Origin of the sequence: Flagellimonas allohymeniacidonis (genome assembly GCF_004296335.1) — a bacterium.
Taxonomy (GTDB): Bacteria; Bacteroidota; Bacteroidia; order Flavobacteriales; family Flavobacteriaceae; genus Flagellimonas; species Flagellimonas allohymeniacidonis.
Window position 1 is genome coordinate 637164 of sequence record NZ_SGIU01000002.1, and the last position, 16646, is coordinate 653809.

At 42.6% G+C, this 16646-nt stretch carries 15 protein-coding genes; 11 read left to right on the top strand and 4 right to left on the bottom strand.

Annotated features, from left to right (window positions below; genetic code table 11):
* The first annotated feature begins 47 nt into the window (after positions 1-47).
* From EW142_RS11170 to EW142_RS11185, 4 genes are read left to right on the top strand one after another with little or no spacing between them, the layout of a single operon-like run.
* On the top strand, positions 48-371 hold the full coding sequence (locus tag EW142_RS11170) for an ArsR/SmtB family transcription factor (RefSeq protein ID WP_130613861.1): 324 nt from the start codon (positions 48-50) through the stop codon (positions 369-371).
* A gap of 4 nt (positions 372-375) precedes the next feature.
* Positions 376-873, top strand: coding sequence for a DUF6428 family protein (locus EW142_RS11175; protein ID WP_130613863.1), 498 nt, complete (start codon positions 376-378; stop codon positions 871-873).
* Between the two features lie 12 nt (positions 874-885).
* On the top strand, positions 886-1377 hold the full coding sequence (locus EW142_RS11180; protein WP_130613864.1) for a GNAT family N-acetyltransferase: 492 nt from the start codon (positions 886-888) through the stop codon (positions 1375-1377).
* Positions 1378-1394: 17 nt separating this feature from the next.
* Positions 1395-1817 (top strand): arsenate reductase ArsC, encoded by a 423-nt coding sequence (locus tag EW142_RS11185; protein ID WP_130613866.1) that lies wholly within the window; start codon positions 1395-1397, stop codon positions 1815-1817.
* A 10-nt stretch (positions 1818-1827) separates the two neighbouring features.
* Here the strand turns inward: EW142_RS11185 and EW142_RS11190 are convergent, their stop codons facing one another.
* From EW142_RS11190 to EW142_RS11200, 3 genes are all read right to left on the bottom strand, one after another.
* Positions 1828-3654 (bottom strand): GNAT family N-acyltransferase, encoded by a 1827-nt coding sequence (locus EW142_RS11190; RefSeq protein ID WP_130613868.1) that lies wholly within the window; start codon positions 3652-3654, stop codon positions 1828-1830.
* Positions 3655-3731: 77 nt separating this feature from the next.
* Positions 3732-4982 (bottom strand): aspartate kinase, encoded by a 1251-nt coding sequence (locus EW142_RS11195; protein ID WP_130613870.1) that lies wholly within the window; start codon positions 4980-4982, stop codon positions 3732-3734.
* Entirely contained in the window at positions 4969-5478 is a 510-nt protein-coding gene (locus EW142_RS11200) for a GNAT family N-acetyltransferase (protein ID WP_130613872.1), read from the bottom strand. Before EW142_RS11200 ends, EW142_RS11195 begins: the two co-directional genes overlap by 14 nt.
* 109 nt (positions 5479-5587) lie before the next feature.
* Here EW142_RS11200 and fbp point away from each other — a divergent pair, with 109 nt between their 5' ends.
* Complete coding sequence (gene fbp, locus EW142_RS11205) at positions 5588-6598, top strand: class 1 fructose-bisphosphatase (RefSeq protein ID WP_130613874.1); 1011 nt, start codon at positions 5588-5590, stop codon at positions 6596-6598.
* On the opposite strand, the gene EW142_RS11210 is transcribed toward fbp, so the two are convergent.
* Positions 6595-7017, bottom strand: coding sequence for a TerB family tellurite resistance protein (locus tag EW142_RS11210; RefSeq protein WP_130613876.1), 423 nt, complete (start codon positions 7015-7017; stop codon positions 6595-6597). The genes fbp and EW142_RS11210 overlap by 4 nt on opposite strands.
* 87 nt (positions 7018-7104) lie before the next feature.
* Here EW142_RS11210 and EW142_RS11215 point away from each other — a divergent pair, with 87 nt between their 5' ends.
* From EW142_RS11215 to mfd, 6 genes are read left to right on the top strand one after another with little or no spacing between them, the layout of a single operon-like run.
* Positions 7105-8133 (top strand): ligase-associated DNA damage response exonuclease, encoded by a 1029-nt coding sequence (locus EW142_RS11215; protein WP_130613878.1) that lies wholly within the window; start codon positions 7105-7107, stop codon positions 8131-8133.
* Positions 8130-9773: an ATP-dependent DNA ligase gene (locus EW142_RS11220; RefSeq protein WP_130613880.1), complete on the top strand. Its 1644-nt coding sequence runs from the start codon at positions 8130-8132 to the stop codon at positions 9771-9773. The genes EW142_RS11215 and EW142_RS11220 overlap by 4 nt, the downstream gene beginning before the upstream one ends.
* Positions 9770-10096 (top strand): GIY-YIG nuclease family protein, encoded by a 327-nt coding sequence (locus EW142_RS11225; RefSeq protein WP_130613881.1) that lies wholly within the window; start codon positions 9770-9772, stop codon positions 10094-10096. The genes EW142_RS11220 and EW142_RS11225 overlap by 4 nt, the downstream gene beginning before the upstream one ends.
* Before the next feature lie 28 nt (positions 10097-10124).
* Entirely contained in the window at positions 10125-12587 is a 2463-nt protein-coding gene (locus EW142_RS11230; protein WP_130613883.1) for a ligase-associated DNA damage response DEXH box helicase, read from the top strand.
* On the top strand, positions 12584-13216 hold the full coding sequence (gene pdeM, locus EW142_RS11235) for a ligase-associated DNA damage response endonuclease PdeM (protein WP_130613885.1): 633 nt from the start codon (positions 12584-12586) through the stop codon (positions 13214-13216). Before EW142_RS11230 ends, pdeM begins: the two co-directional genes overlap by 4 nt.
* 54 nt (positions 13217-13270) lie before the next feature.
* On the top strand, positions 13271-16645 hold the full coding sequence (gene mfd / locus EW142_RS11240; protein WP_130613887.1) for a transcription-repair coupling factor: 3375 nt from the start codon (positions 13271-13273) through the stop codon (positions 16643-16645).
* Position 16646 lies beyond the last annotated feature (1 nt).

A 16646-nucleotide genomic window follows, 5' to 3' on the forward strand; every position in this document is an offset into this window, starting at 1 on the left:
CTTTTTTATTTATTAGCTTTATCGTAATATTGCAATATAAGAATTAAATGGGAGTTACCAAGACACATATCTTTTCCGTCCAACAGAATGATTTGGCCCAAGCTGCCAAGGTGTTGGCTCATCCTGCGCGCATTGCGATATTGGAACATATCAGTAAACAAGAAGCCTGTATATGCAATGACCTTGTGGATGTTATCGGATTGGCACAGCCTACCATTTCCCAACATTTAAATGAAATCAAAAAAATAGGACTGCTCAAAGGGACCTTTGAGGGAAAAAACCTTTGTTATTGTATCGACCAAGACCGATGGATGGAACTACAACAGGCCTTCCATGACTTCTTTTCAAATATTAACCGTAATTGTTGTTGAAACCATGAATACGCAAGAATTTTTACAACTGCTCAAATCAAACCAAGGCAAGGAATTAATGTTCGAATACCAAACAGACAAATATGTTGGGGCGAATTATCATATCACTGAGGTAAAAAACATTAGTGTGGATTCTGTCGACTGTGGGGCGCGAACCGACCACTGGAAAGAAACCGTGGTTCAACTATGGGAGAGCCCAAAGGAAATTGGAAAAACCGAATACATGACAGGCTACAAGGCTTTGGGAATTCTGAACAAAGTAGATCGAATGCGTCCCATGGTGCAAGATGCCGAGATAAAATTCGAATACAGCAATAACGACTTCAATACGGCACAACTCTTTGTTCAAGGATATGGCATAACGGAAAAAGCGTTGGTTCTTAATCTTTCCATAGAAAAAACGGACTGTAAGGCCAAGGACACTTGCGGTGTTCCAGTTAAAACACAGGAAAATCCCAAAGAAATGGCAAATTGTTGCACTCCAGAAAGCGGTTGTTGCTAAATTTGTGGTGCCATGGTAATCCGTGAAATGAAACCTGAAGATTGGGTACAGGTCTCCCAAATCTACCAAGAGGGGATCAATACGGGCTTGGCCACGTTTGAACAACAAATCCCCAGCTACAAAAGTTGGGACCAAGCTCATGTAAAATCTTGCCGCATTGTAGCGGAAGAGGGTAATCAGCTCCTAGGATGGGCAGCCCTCTCACCGGTTTCCAGCCGATGTGTGTATGGAGGTGTAGGGGAAGTTAGCGTCTATGTTGGTGCACTTAGTCGTGGAAAAGGAGTGGGCAAGGCACTTCTGAAAAAACTTGTTGAAGAAAGTGAAAAGGCTGGTTTTTGGACCATTCAATCAGGGATTTTCCCTGAAAACGGGGCTAGTATAGAGCTTCATGAAAAGGTGGGTTTTCGATTCATCGGAAAACGAGAACGGGTTGGAAAAATAAATGGTATGTGGAAAGACAACCTACTTTTTGAAAAACGAAGTAACACTATAGGAATAGATTAATCATCAAATCAAAAAAAATGAAAAACGTATTGGTTCTTTGCACCGGAAACTCATGCCGTAGCCAAATGGCCCATGGCTATCTCAATCACTATCAAGATGCTCTGGCCAAAGTGTACAGTGCTGGCATCGAAACCCATGGGCTCAACCCTGGGGCTGTCTCCATTATGAAGGAGGACGGTATTGACATCTCGCAGCATACCTCCAACCATGTTGACGAGTACGAGGGCATCGAATGGGATTATATTATCACCGTATGTGACCATGCCAAGGAAAACTGTCCCTTTATTCCGGCCAAAAACGCAGAGCGCATCCATCACAATTTTTCGGACCCTTCAAAAGTTGCAGGAACCCAAGATGAAATATACCTGGCCTTTCGTAAAACCAGGGAAGAAATCAAAGAATTCTGTTATGATTTCATCAAAGAGGAATTGATGAATTAGAATCTTTCCTCTACTCGAGGTCAACAGGTGTTGGGGAATGGCCTTCCGCCATTTTTCGTTCCAATTCAGCTTGGAATTCTTCCATTACAGGCTTAACCGTACTCTCCGGCAGGTCAGCAATCTTAATATACATCAAGCCATCCACAGAATTATTGAACAAGGGATCCACGTTAAAAGCGACAACCTTTGCATTCTGTTTGATGTATTTTTTTATCAATACGGGCAACCGAAGACTGCCGGGCTCCACCTCACCGATGAGCTTATCAAATTTGTTCAAGTCCGCTTGAGTCTCATCAAAAACAAACTCCTTGTCCGCATCCTTCAACTGAACCTTGAATTCTTTTTTAGGCCGAATGTATTGCGCCACGTAGGGATCCCAATAATTGGATTTCATGAATTCAATCATCAAGGATTTTGAAAAGTTGGAAAACTGATTGCTGATACTTACTCCACCAATTAAATATTTATGTTCGGGGTGGCGCAAGGTGGTGTGAACAATACCCTTCCACAACAAGAACAAAGGCATGGGCTTTTGCTGGTATTCCTTAACGATATAGGCCCTTCCCATTTCTATGGATTTGCGCATCATCCCATAGAGTTCAGGCTCAAATCGAAAAAGATCTTGAAGATAAAAACCGTCAATGCCATATTTTTCAAAAATCTCCGAACCCAATCCCATTCGGTAAGCTCCAACAATAACCTTTTCTTCGTTGTCCCAGAGAAATAGATGATGGTAATAGGAATCGAATTTATCAAGATCAATGGCATTGTTTGTGCCTTCCCCCACTTCGCGGAATGTGATTTCGCGCTGTCTACCAATCTCTTTTAGTATAAAGGGCATATCCTTCTCTTGGGCCAGATACACTTCGTAGTTTTTGCTTTGCAGCAAACGGCAGTCTTTTTCACGAAGCTTTTCTATCTCCCCCTCAACCACTTTTACACTTACCGCTGATGCAATTTTTTTAGGCGCCTTTGGAATTTTAAGTGTCGTTGGGACCTTATCGATCAATCGTTCTGTCTCAAAAGCATTGGCCAATAAATAGGTTTTTTTTCGAAGCAATTCGGTAAAGTCTTCCAAGGTTTCTTCTTCCTTTTGGGAGGCAACTGAAATGGGCTGTCCCACTCGAACCTTTATAGGTCTTCTTCTTTGAGTAGTAAGCTCCGAAGGTAGTTTGGCCGTTCTAAAAACATCATTCATTTTAGAAAGTCTATAAAAAAGTCTGCTGTTTTTGGCATGAAAGTAAATAGGTACAACAGGGACTTCCGCTTTTCGAATCAGTTTAAGAGCAGCTTCCTCCCAAGGTCGGTCCACTACCAATTTTCCATCTTTGTAAGTCGACACTTCCCCGGCGGGAAAAATTCCTAGAGGATGCCCCTCCCTCAAATGGGACAAGGCATTTTTGAATCCCATAATGCTGCTCTTTGCATCCTTGTGGTTCTCAAAAGGATTCACCGGCATAATGAACGGTTTCAGGGGCTCGATGCGCTGTAGCAAAAAGTTGGCAATGATTTTGAAATCTTCTCGCTCATGCAGCATCAATTTCAAAAGCAAAACACCATCAATTCCACCAAGTGGGTGATTACTGATTGTGATGAATGGACCCGATTTTGGCAATCGCTTCAAATCTTCTTCCGGAATTTCAAAATCTATCTCATAGTTTTCCAAGATAGCATCTAGAAAATCAGATCCTTTGAGCTCTTTGTTTTTGTTGTAAAAACGATTAATTGTCGTCATTTTGGTAGCCACCATCAAGAGCCAACCAATAAATGTTCCCAAAAAACCATAGCGATTCAGATGAATCACCTTAGCTACCTCTTTCGCCGAAACCAACCCCATGTTTTATCAATTAGGTAAAGGTAAATATAGGAAATAACCCAAACAGGGGAACAAACAATTGAGGGGCTAGGCCAAATTTATTTTACTACTAGCTGAACCGTCTCACGGCCACGCTGTTCCACGAGTACGGTTCGTCCGTTTTGAAGCGATTTCACGGCGTCATCATTAAAATGACGAATGGTGTACAAGGAAACATCTTCGTGACAGACCACTTTAAATTTCCGTTTTAACTCTTGGAGCATGGCATCCAACCCTCCAAACTTGTTATCCAAACAAACAGAAAAACTGATGGCAGAGTTTTGGATCAAATCCACCTTCATCCTGTGGTCGTGGAAAAGCTTAAAGATTTCACTGATGTTGTTTTCAACAATAAAGGAGAAATCCAAAGAGGAAAGCTTTATGAGCACTTGATCCTTTTTAACGATAAAACAAGGTACCAATGGTGCAATTCCGTTTCCCTTGCCTACCGTTGTACCCTCACCAACTGGATTGATAAATGATTTTACATGCAGAGGGATATCCTTGCGCTGTAAAGGTTGCAAGGTTTTGGGGTGAATCACCGAAGCACCATAAAACGCAAGCTCGATAGCTTCTCGATAGGAAATGTAGTCCAATAGTTGCGTCTCATCAAAATTTCTTGGGTCTGCATTCAGAACTCCTGGCACGTCTTTCCAAATGGTGACGGATTTGGCGTTGAGACAAAAGGCTAAGATTGCGGCCGAATAATCCGATCCTTCCCTTCCTAAAGTAGTGGTAAAATTATTGTCATCACTCCCTAAAAAACCTTGGGAAATATTGAGCTTGGTAACATCGACATTATCGGTCACAGCTTGTTGGGTACGTTCCCAATTGACCTTGGCATCCCTATACGAATTATCGGTTTTGATCAAATCGCGTATATCTTTCCAGATATTGGGTATTCCCATTTCGCTGAGATAAGCGCTCACAATTGTTGTCGATACCAATTCTCCATAGCCCACTACCTGATCATAGACAAAAGCATATTTTGGGGATTTGTTCCATGCTAGAAACCCTTTTACTTCATCAAAAAGTGTTTTTACTTGGGAATAAACAGGATGATTCTTGTTCTCGAACAAATCGAACAGAATTGCCTCATGGTAACCGATTACCTCTTGTAGTGCGGAAGCTATTTTACTCTTATTCTCAAAATAGGCCTCCACCACGTTCTCCATGGCGTTGGTTGTCTTGCCCATGGCAGAAACCACTAGAAAAGTATCGTTGTATCCTGTTTCCTTAAGAACGCGAACTAAATTTTTAACACCATCCGCGTCCTTCACGGACGCACCTCCAAACTTAAATACCTTCATGTAATCTTTCCTCTGAATTTATTTTGTCAATGTATTTTTCAATTCCTTTTTCATCCAACTGTACCACATCCCAATCCCGCATCACCCGGGCTCCTTTACTTTCATAAAAACTGATAGCCGGGTCGTTCCAATCCAAGACCTCCCAACAAATTCGCTTTACGCCCAAGGCATATCCATATCGCACCACTTCATTCAATAGTGCGGTTCCCAGACCTTCACCTCTTGCCTTTTCAGTAATGATCAAGTCTTCCAAATGGATTACTGGTCCTTTCCAAGTCGAGTAGCGAGGATACACCAAGGCTATTCCCATGACTTGGTTAGCGTATTCGGCCACAAAACAATGAAAAAGTGGGTTCTTACCAAAGCCATCCCTAACCAAATCTTCAGAAGTGACCTCAACTTCATGAGGCTCTTTTTCATAATCGGCCAGTTCACGGACCAACCCAATTACCTGTTCCATGTCCTCTTTACGGGCATCTCGAATAGTAAAATCCATATTGTTACAAATAAAACTCAAAGTTATAAATTTACATAATTTAAGTTTTACGAAATCGATGTAGTATCACAAAATACCCGATATTTGTCAGCAAATAAAACAGCCTTAAATGTTCGACAAACAGCATAGCACGCTTGGGGAATTTATCATTGCCAATCAGAATTCATTTCAATATACCTCAGGGGAGCTTTCCCGTCTACTCAATGGTATTCGATTGGCTGCAAAAGTGGTGAACCACGAGGTGAACAAGGCAGGTCTTGTCGACATCATAGGGACAGCAGGGGACACCAATATTCAGGGGGAAAATCAACAGAAACTGGACGTTTTGGCCAATGAAAAATTCATTCAAACCCTGAAGAACCGAGAAATTGTTTGCGGAATCGCTTCCGAAGAGGAAGATGATTTTATTAGCATCAATAGTTTTGACGAGAAACACCAAAACAAATACATTGTGCTTATCGATCCCTTGGATGGTTCTTCGAATATCGATGTAAATGTGTCGGTCGGAACTATTTTTTCCATCTATCGAAGGGTTACCCCCGTGGGGACCCCAGTGACTTTGGAAGACTTTCTGCAACCTGGAAGAAACCAAATTGCCGCTGGTTATATCATTTATGGCACTTCGACCATGCTGGTCTATACCACCGGAGATGGTGTAAACGGGTTTACCCTTAACCCAGCTTTGGGCACTTTCTATTTATCCCATCCGGATATGCAATTCCCCAAAACAGGGAAAATTTATTCAGTAAACGAGGGGAATTATATCCATTTTCCCCAAGGCGTGAAGGATTACATCAAGTACTGTCAGATGGAGGAAGGTGATAGACCCTACACCTCTAGGTATATTGGTTCTTTGGTCTCCGATTTTCACAGAAACATGATTAAAGGAGGCATCTACCTCTATCCAAAGAGCAGCAAAGCTTCAAACGGAAAGCTGCGATTGCTATACGAATGTAATCCCATGGCCTTCTTGGCCGAGCAAGCCAATGGAAAAGCAAGTGATGGTTTTAATCCCATCATGGACATTCAACCTACGGAACTGCACCAAAGGGTTCCTTTTTTCTGTGGCAGCAAAAAAATGGTGGAAAAAGCCGAGGAATTTATGGCGGCTAGATCTTAGTGATCTAGAAGATATTGATACGCCTCAAAGTTGATTTTGCCGGAGAAGATATCAAATGACTTTTTGATAAGTTCTTTTGCCCCTTCGGGAGAGTACCCCAGTCCGATGGCGTACTTCTCAATAAGAATCATTTGTTCCTCCTCAATTTGATTGTCGGCGAATACCATTCTGAAAAAATCAAACAGGCGTTTTAGTCTTTGTTCTGAACTATGCGGTGTTTCAATGGGGTATTTGTTCTCCTTTTTCATCACCTCTTTATATTCTTTTTCGGTAATGTTCAATTGAAAAGCAAACTTTTCCAAAATGGCCTTCTCCTTTTCATTCACTACTCCATCTACGGCAGCCAAACTGGCCAAGGTGGCAAAATGGGCCAAATTGCTTCGTTGTTCTCCGTGCTCGTATAAATCTAAAATCGGCATGTGCTAAAATTTGTTCGGCAAATATAATTTTTACGGAAGAAAAGCAGGGCATTTATCCCCAAAAGAAATTCGTAATTTACCAAAGCTATGAAAACCCCTCTACTCCAATTTACGAATAAAGGAATTTATTGCCAAGCCGCAGATGTGTATTTAGACCCTTGGAAACCGGTGGACCGGGCCATTATCTCACATGGCCATGCCGATCATAGTCGTTGGGGGCATAAGCAATACATTACCCATCACCGAAACGTTCCCATTGTGAAGCATCGTTTGGGAGAAGTCAATATTTCAGGGAAGAAATGGGGAGAAACCTTTTCGATAAACGGAGTGAAATTCAGCTTGCATCCGGCCGGACACATTATTGGATCTTCCCAAATACGTGTCGAACATAAAGGAGAAATTTGGGTTTTTACAGGAGACTATAAAACAGAAAATGATGGCTTGGCTACCCAATACGAAACTGTGAAATGCCATACCTTCATTACCGAATGCACCTTTGGCCTACCCGCATTTAAATGGGTGCCACAAGAAAAGGTCTTCAAAGAAATCAATGAATGGTGGGCCCAAAATAGAGCTGAAGGAAAAACCTCGGTTTTGTTTGGGTACACCCTAGGGAAGGCGCAACGCTTATTGAAACATTTGGATACCTCCATTGGAGCGATCTATACCCATGGAGCTGTCGAAAATATGACCCAAGTGCTTCGTGCCATAGTTGACTTACCACCTACTACCCTTATCACCGGGGAAACGAAAAAGGAGGGGCTTTTGGGCAATATGGTCATTGCGCCACCAAGTGCCCACGGCAGTACGTGGATTCGGAAAATGGTTCCTTACGTCACTGCATCCGCAAGTGGGTGGATGACCTTTCGTGGTGCACGCAGAAGACGAGCCATCGACAAGGGCTTTGTGCTAAGCGATCATTGTGATTGGGATGACTTGTTGGACAGCATAAAGTCTACCGGCGCCGAAAAAATAATTTGCACCCATGGCTATACAGAAATTTTTTCACGGTATTTAAGGGAACTGGGTTACGACGCTCGAACCGAAGATACGCAGTACGAAGGGGAATTGGCCGAGATAAATACTTCAGAACCAGAAAAGGCAGCTGCACCATGAAACAGTTCGCTGATCTTATCAAAACTCTGGATAGCACAAACAAAACCAATCGTAAAGTAGAAGCCTTGGCGGCTTATTTCAATGCTGCGAACGATGCCGATAAAGTTTGGACCATTGCCATTTTATCGCATCGAAGGCCTCCGCGACCTGTCAATACCACCCTACTACGACAATGGGCGGCAGAACTTTCGAAAATTCCACAATGGTTGTTTGAAGAAAGCTATCACATCGTTGGGGATTTGGCCGAAACCATCGCTTTGGTGGTCCCCTCTTCAACACAAAGTACTAAAAAGACCCTCACCCAGTTTTTGGAAGAAATGATTGCGCTTAAGTCCAAAAGCGATGAAGAAAAGAAGAATTACCTTGTTCAGAATTGGGAATGTTTGAACTACTATGAACGCTTTGTGTTCACGAAACTGATTACCGGAGGATTTCGAATCGGTGTTAGTCAAAAACTGATGACCAGGTCCTTGGCCAAGGCAACCAATTTAGACGAAGATGTTCTGGCCTATAAACTGATGGGTAACTGGGACCCTAGGACTATATCCTTTCAGGATTTGGTTCTAGAAGAAAAGGAAAGTGATTATCTATCAAAACCTTATCCCTTTTATTTGGCTTATGCATTGGAAGACGATGTTTCCCAATTGGGTGACGTAAAGGCTTGGTCCGCGGAGCATAAATGGGACGGCATACGATCCCAAGTGATTTTGAGGAATGATGAAATCTTCATTTGGAGTAGAGGCGAAGAATTGGTCACGGACAAATATCCCGAGTTTCAATCCTTCATCGGGAGCATCCCCAATGGAACGGTATTAGATGGGGAACTGTTGCCATTTCCCAAAGGCGAAATAGGCACCTTCAATGACCTTCAAACCCGAATCGGTAGAAAAACAGTGTCCAAATCTTTGTTGGAACAGACTCCTGTCATTTTAAAAGCCTATGATCTTTTGGAATGGGAAGGAAAGGACATTCGCGGTAAACCCTATTTGGAACGTAGGCAACTTTTGGAAAACTTGTTTCGTCAGCTGGATTCCAATGTGCTTGGGAAGTCTTTCTATCTATCAGAGCGATTACAGTTCGATACGTGGGAGAGGGTAGCCAAAGAACGGGAACGCTCTAGGGAAGTTCGCAGTGAAGGTCTGATGCTCAAACACAATCATTCTCCTTACCAGGTTGGACGGAAAAAGGGGGATTGGTGGAAATGGAAGGTAGAACCTTTGACCATTGATGCCGTATTGACCTATGCCATGCGGGGCCATGGAAGGCGAAGTAATCTGTTTACCGATTACACTTTTGCTTTGTGGGAAACCAAAGAAAATGGGGATAAGGAGTTGGTTACCTTCGCCAAGGCGTATTCCGGGTTGACCGATGCCGAATTTCGAGAGGTAGACGCCTGGATCAAGAAAAACACTTTAGAACGTTTTGGGCCGGTACGCAGTGTTACTCCACATCACGTGTTCGAAATTGCCTTCGAGGGCATCGCCCTTTCCAAACGGCACAAGAGCGGGGTAGCTACCCGTTTCCCACGAATTTTAAGATGGCGAAAAGATAAGAAGATTGAGGAAGCAAATACTTTGGATGACCTTAGGGGGTTAATTCCGAGCATGGCGAAGGAATCCCATAAAGAAACTGCAAAATGACCAAAGGCTATTGCTATATTCTCACCAATAAAAATAAAACAGTACTGTACATTGGAGCAACCAGTAACATGGAACGAAGAATCAATGAACATAAACAAGGTATTTTTCCAAAATCGTTTACAAAAAGATACAATTGTACCTTACTGGTATATTTTGAGGAATTCGATTGTGTGACAGATGCATTTGAAAGAGAAAAACAATTGAAGGCCGGTAACCGCAAAAGAAAAATCGATTTAATCAACTCCATAAATCCAGAATGGTATGATTTGTCCCTAAACTGGATTGATGAAAACCTTGAATTGAGGAAGCTGAACAAGAATTAATTGGATTGCTTCGTTTTACTCGCAATTAATGACCCAAAAAGAGCTTTTCCATATCGCTAAAGATTGGTTTCATCAACAAAGTTGGAAGCCCTTTCCTTTTCAGAAAGAGACCTGGAAAGCTTTTCTGCAAGGAAAACATGGCCTGCTCAATGCCCCAACGGGTAGTGGAAAAACCTACGCCCTTTGGTTTCCGATAGTACTCGATTACATCAAAAGACATCCCAACTACAAAACCAAGCACAAAAAAGGCTTAAAGGCCATTTGGATTACTCCTTTGCGCGCCCTATCGCAAGAAATCAAACAATCTGCAGAACGGGTTACCCAAGATCTGGAAACGCAAATGACGGTGGGTATCCGAACAGGGGATACTTCGACAAAGGAAAGGGCTCGACAAAAAACCACTATGCCCGATTTGCTTATCACAACACCTGAAAGTCTTCAGCTCTTGCTTTCTTCAAAAGGTTATGCCAAGGTTTTTCAAGATTGTTCGGCCATTGTTGTGGACGAATGGCATGAGTTATTGGGTACCAAACGTGGAGTGCAAATGGAACTGGGTCTTTCGCGATTGAAAACGGTGTGCGAAAACTTACGTATTTGGGGTATTTCGGCTACCATAGGAAATTTGGAACAAGCACGAGAAGTATTGTTGGGACCCACTTCCGAGGCGCTACAAAATTCCATTTTGGTCAGGGCCAATCTCAACAAAAAAATCACGGTGCGAAGTATTATCCCAGAAAAAATGGAAACCTTCCCATGGCGAGGGCATTTGGGATTGCATTTGTTGGAAGAAGTAGTCCCTATCATCAATAAAAGTAAGACCACCTTACTATTTACCAATACCCGAAGTCAATGCGAAATTTGGTTTCAAAAAATCTTGGAAAAGCATCCCGAATATGCAGGTGAAATTGCCATGCATCACGGGAGTATCAACAAGGAAACGCGAATTTGGGTTGAAGAGGCAATTCGAAATGAGAGCCTAAAAGCCGTCGTATGTACTTCAAGTCTTGATTTGGGGGTGGATTTTGCACCTGTGGAAACAGTCATCCAGATTGGTGGACCCAAAGGAGTTGCCCGCTTTTTACAGCGAGCGGGGCGTAGTGGTCATCGACCTGGAAAAGAGAGCGTCATCTACTTTTTGCCCACCCATGCCATGGAACTGATAGAAGCTTCGGCACTCCAAGTAGCAGTCAAGGACAATGCGGTTGAAGATCGCATCCCTTATTTGAACAGTTACGATGTATTGGTGCAGTATTTGACCACCCTGGCAGTCTCCGATGGTTTTTACCCAGAAGAAATCTTTTCAGAAATTAAACAAACCTTCTGCTATCAGGGGATTACTGAAAATGAATGGCAATGGCTGCTCAATTTTCTAGTGATGGGAAGTCAGAGCCTTAAGACCTATGACGAGTACAAAAAGGTGGAAGTGGAACCCGATGGAAAGTTCAAAGTAAACAACAAGGGTATTGCCATGCGCCATCGTTTTCAAATTGGTACTATTGTCGGTGATGCCACGATTACGGTCCGCTATCAAAAAGGAGGATATATCGGTTCCATCGAAGAATACTTTATCTCCAAATTAACTGCAGGGGATGTTTTTACTTTTGCTGGTCGTAACTTGGAATTTATTCGGATAAAGGGCATGCAGGCCCATGTTTGGAACTCCACAAAGCGAACCAATAAAGTACCTTCTTGGATGGGAGGTCGCTTGAGTTTTTCGGCCCAAATGTCAAAGTTGCTTCGGGAAGAGTTGTACACTGCTGAACTGGAGTTTAAAAAGCAATCACAGGAGATTAAATCCTTGGAGCCCATGTTCAACAAACAGCGTGAAGAAAGTATTGTGCCCCAGCCTGGTGAATTTTTGATTGAGACCTTCAAATCACGGGATGGCTATCATCATATTTTCTATCCTTTCGAAGGAAGGGGCGTACATGAAGCCATGAGCAGCTTGCTTTCCTATCGTATTGGCCTGCTTGAGCCTATCACCTGTTCCCTGGCATTCAATGATTATGGTTTTGAAATGCTTTCTGATAAACCCATCGACATTCAGGCGGTGATTGATAACAACCTGTTCACCACCGAATATATGTTGGCGGACCTTCAAAAAAGTTTGAATTCGAACGAAATGGCACGTCGAAAGTTTCGAGACATAGCAGTAATTAGCGGGATGGTTTTTACCGGTTATCCAGAGAAGGGCGTAAAAATGAAGCACCTTCAAAGCAGTTCCCAATTGCTTTTTGATGTTTTTCGGGATTTTGAACCCGATAATCTGATGTTCCAACAAGCCTTTACCGAAACTTTTGAACATCAGCTTGAGGAAGGACGTTTACGAATGGCCCTGGAGCGTATTGCCACCCAAGAAATTGTTTGGAAAGCATGCACAAATGCGACCCCTTTTTCTTTCCCAATAATAACCGATAGATTGCGGGAGAAATTATCGAATGAGAAATTGGCAGACCGCATCAAACGGATGACCAAGATTTTGACGAAATGACGCTTCCGATAGAAATTAAAAATCAACAGTTTTTGCTTCACCCCTTGGGGGGTATTTTTTGGGAGGAAAAATCCTTGTTATTGATAAGTGATGTGCATTTGGGCAAAGTGGCCCATTTTCGGAAATTTGGCGCAGCGGTCCCGCGAAAAGCACTGCACAAAAACTACCTGCTTCTTGACGAGATAGTCGAACACTTTAATCCGTTTCAAATTTGTTTTTTGGGCGACCTATTTCATTCATCCTTAAACAAGGAGTGGGAGCTATTTGAAAATTGGGTAGCAAAAATTCCTTCTGAAATCATTTTGGTTTCAGGAAACCATGATATTATCTCCCCCCATAAATTTGAACAAATCGGCGTGCCCATTTTCCAGGAGCTTATTTTGGAAAACTTCTTGCTCACCCATCATCCCGAAGAACGGGAGGGACTCTTTACCTTTTGCGGACACATTCACCCGGCTGTTCGGCTTCAAGGTTTTGGCCGCCAGAAGTTGCGCCTACCCTGTTTTTTCAAAACCAATGCCCAATTGATTTTACCCGCTTTTGGGGAATTTACGGGCACCCATGTGCTCCAACCCAAAAAAGAAGATGAAGTATTCGCTATTGTTGAAAATGAAATCGTGAAAGTTTAAATTCAACTTGTCAGCCCATGTGCTTCGTTTTATATTTGCCACAAATTTTTTGGATTGACCCCATCATCCATTTCCCAAAGCTTTGAACAGTCTCCTGAACTAAGGAAACTAGGGGAAGCTATTGCCCAATCTGAAAATATCAGTCTAAAAGGTCTTACCGGTTCGGCCCTTTCTTTTGCGTTGGCTTCCACTTTTAAATCTGCAGAGTTGCCATTTCTGTTCTTATTGAATGATAAGGAAGAAGCTGCTTATTATCTAAATGATTTGGAGCAATTGATTGGGGAATATGATGTGCTCTTTTACCCCGGGAGCTATCGAAGACCTTATCAGATTGAGGAGACCGACAACGCCAATGTACTGCTCAGGGCTGAGGTGCTTAATCGCATCAACTCTCGAAAAAAACCGGCAGTGATCGTTACCTATCCCGATGCCCTTTTTGAAAAAGTGGTCACGCGAAAAGAACTCGATAAAAACACGCTCAAAATTAAATTGGAGGATACGCTCTCCTTGGATTTTTTGAACGAAGTGCTTTTTGAGTATCAATTCAAGCGGGTGGATTTTGTGACAGAACCGGGAGAGTTTTCTGTTCGCGGGGGTATTGTGGATGTTTTTTCCTTTTCACATGATGAGCCCTATCGAATCGAATTTTTTGGTGATGAGGTGGACAGCATCCGTACTTTTGATGTGGAGACCCAGTTATCCACGGACAAGGTGAAGCGGATTACCATAATTCCGAATGTTGAAAATAAGTTTCTCCAGGAATCCCGTGAAAGTTTTCTGAAATACATCTCACCGAAAACCGTCATTTATTCAAAGAATTTGGATTTGGTGTACGACCGAATCGATTCTTTTTTCTCAAAGGCCGAGGAAAGTTTTGCCAAGTTGGAAGGGGAACTCAAACATGCCCAGCCCGAAGAGCTTTTTGTTACTTCCGCATTGTTGAAAACCCAATTGAATGATTTCACTCTTGCAGAATTGAATGGAGTCTCCAGAGAATCTTCAGCAGGAATTCAATCCACGGAAATAGCATTCCAAACCAAGCCCCAACCCTCCTTCAATAAAAAGTTTGATTTGTTGATAGAAAACCTCAACGATAATCATGAAGCAGGGTATGCCAACTATATTTTCTGCTCAACCGAGCAACAGGCAAAGCGGTTTCATGACATTTTTGAAGAGATGGAGGAAAAGGTGCATTACAAAACCCTGGTCTTTCCGCTCTATAAAGGTTTTATTGCTGAGAATCTAAAGCTAGCCTGTTATACCGACCATCAGATATTTGAACGATACCATAAATTCAATTTGAAAAATGGCTACGCGAAAAAGCAGGCCATCACGCTAAAGGAACTTACCAAACTTGAAGTTGGGGATTATGTGACCCACATTGACCACGGAATCGGTAAGTTCGGCGGACTTCAAAAAATTGATGTCGAGGGAAAGCAACAAGAAGCCATTAAACTCTTCTATGGGGACCGCGATATTTTGTATGTCAGTATTCACTCCCTTCACAAAATTTCCAAGTATAATGGAAAAGATGGCATGGTTCCCAAAATCTACAAACTGGGGTCAGCGGCTTGGAAAAAACTCAAACAAAAGACTAAAAGTCGGGTCAAGCAAATTGCCTTTGACCTTATCAAAGTCTATGCGAAGCGACGAACGGAAAAAGGGTTTCAATATGCCCCTGACAGTTACCTGCAACATGAGCTTGAGGCCTCGTTCTTGTATGAGGATACTCCGGACCAAGGCAAGGCCACCCAAGATGTAAAAAAGGACATGGAGAGTGAACGCCCCATGGACCGTTTGATATGTGGGGATGTGGGTTTTGGTAAAACCGAAGTGGCCATTCGCGCAGCATTTAAAGCAGTCGACAATGGGAAACAGGTTGCGATTTTGGTCCCAACCACCATTTTGGCCTTTCAACACAACAAGACCTTCAAAAAACGTCTAGGCGAGCTTCCCGTAACTGTGGATTATCTCAACCGCTTTCGAACCGCAAAAGAAAAACGCGATATTTTAGAAGGCCTTGCAAATGGGAAAATAGATATCATTATTGGCACGCACCAATTGGTGAATAAAAATGTGCAATTCAAAGATTTGGGATTGCTCATTGTGGATGAAGAACAAAAATTTGGGGTAGCCGTAAAAGACAAGCTCAAGTCCATTAAGGAAAATGTGGACGTGCTTACGCTTACTGCAACTCCTATACCCCGAACCTTGCAATTTAGTCTGATGGCAGCTAGGGATTTATCCATCATCAATACCCCACCTCCCAACCGCTACCCCATTGAAAGTCGCGTTATTCGACTTAATGAGGAAATGATCCGTGATGCCATTTCGTATGAAATTCAACGAGGAGGACAAGTGTTTTTTATTCATAATCGTATTGAAAACATCAAGGAGGTTGCGGGTATGCTCCAACGTTTGGTGCCAGATGCCAAAATAGGGATTGGCCATGGGCAAATGGAAGGCAAAAAATTGGAGAAGCTTATGCTTGCCTTTATGAATGGGGAATTTGATGTTCTGGTTTCCACCACCATTGTGGAAAGTGGTTTGGATGTTACCAACGCCAATACCATTTTCATCCATAACGCCAACAATTTTGGATTGAGCGACCTGCACCAAATGCGGGGGCGTGTGGGCCGAAGCAATAAGAAGGCCTTTTGTTTCTTCATAACCCCGCCTTATGAAGCAATGACCACCGAGGCCCGTAAGCGAATTGAAGCTTTGGAACAATTCACCGAACTGGGTAGCGGCTTCCATATTGCCATGAAAGATTTGGAAATCAGGGGTGCCGGGGATTTGCTCGGTGGGGAACAAAGTGGTTTTATCAATGAGATTGGGTTTGAGACCTATCAAAAAATTCTTTCGGAAGCCATTGACGAACTGAAAGAAAATGAGTTTAAGGAATTGTATGATGAAGTGGAGGGTGACCGCGAAAAGGTTTATGTGAAGGATACGCAAATTGATACAGATTTTGAGCTTCTATTTCCGGATGACTACATCAACAATATCACTGAACGCTTAAATCTGTACACACAACTCAATGAAGTCCGAGATGAGGAAGGGCTGCAAGAATATGAAACCAAACTGGTGGACCGTTTTGGTGAACTTCCTGAACAAGCTGTTGACCTGTTGAACTCTGTTCGCATTAAATGGATTGCCAATAGTATCGGATTGGAGCGTGTGATTCTTAAGAAAGGTAAGTTTTTGGGCTATTTTATTGCCGACCAACAATCTGATTTTTATCAGAGCCCTGCTTTTACCCAAGTGCTGCAATATGCTCAAAATAATCCAAGGGCCTGTCAATTAAAAGAAAAACAGACGCGAAATGGCTTGCGGTTGTTGTTGGTTTTTGATGGGGTTGATTCCGTTGAGAAAGCACTAAAGGTATTGGAGCCTTTTCACAAAGAACTTCAACCCATTTCTAATTAGG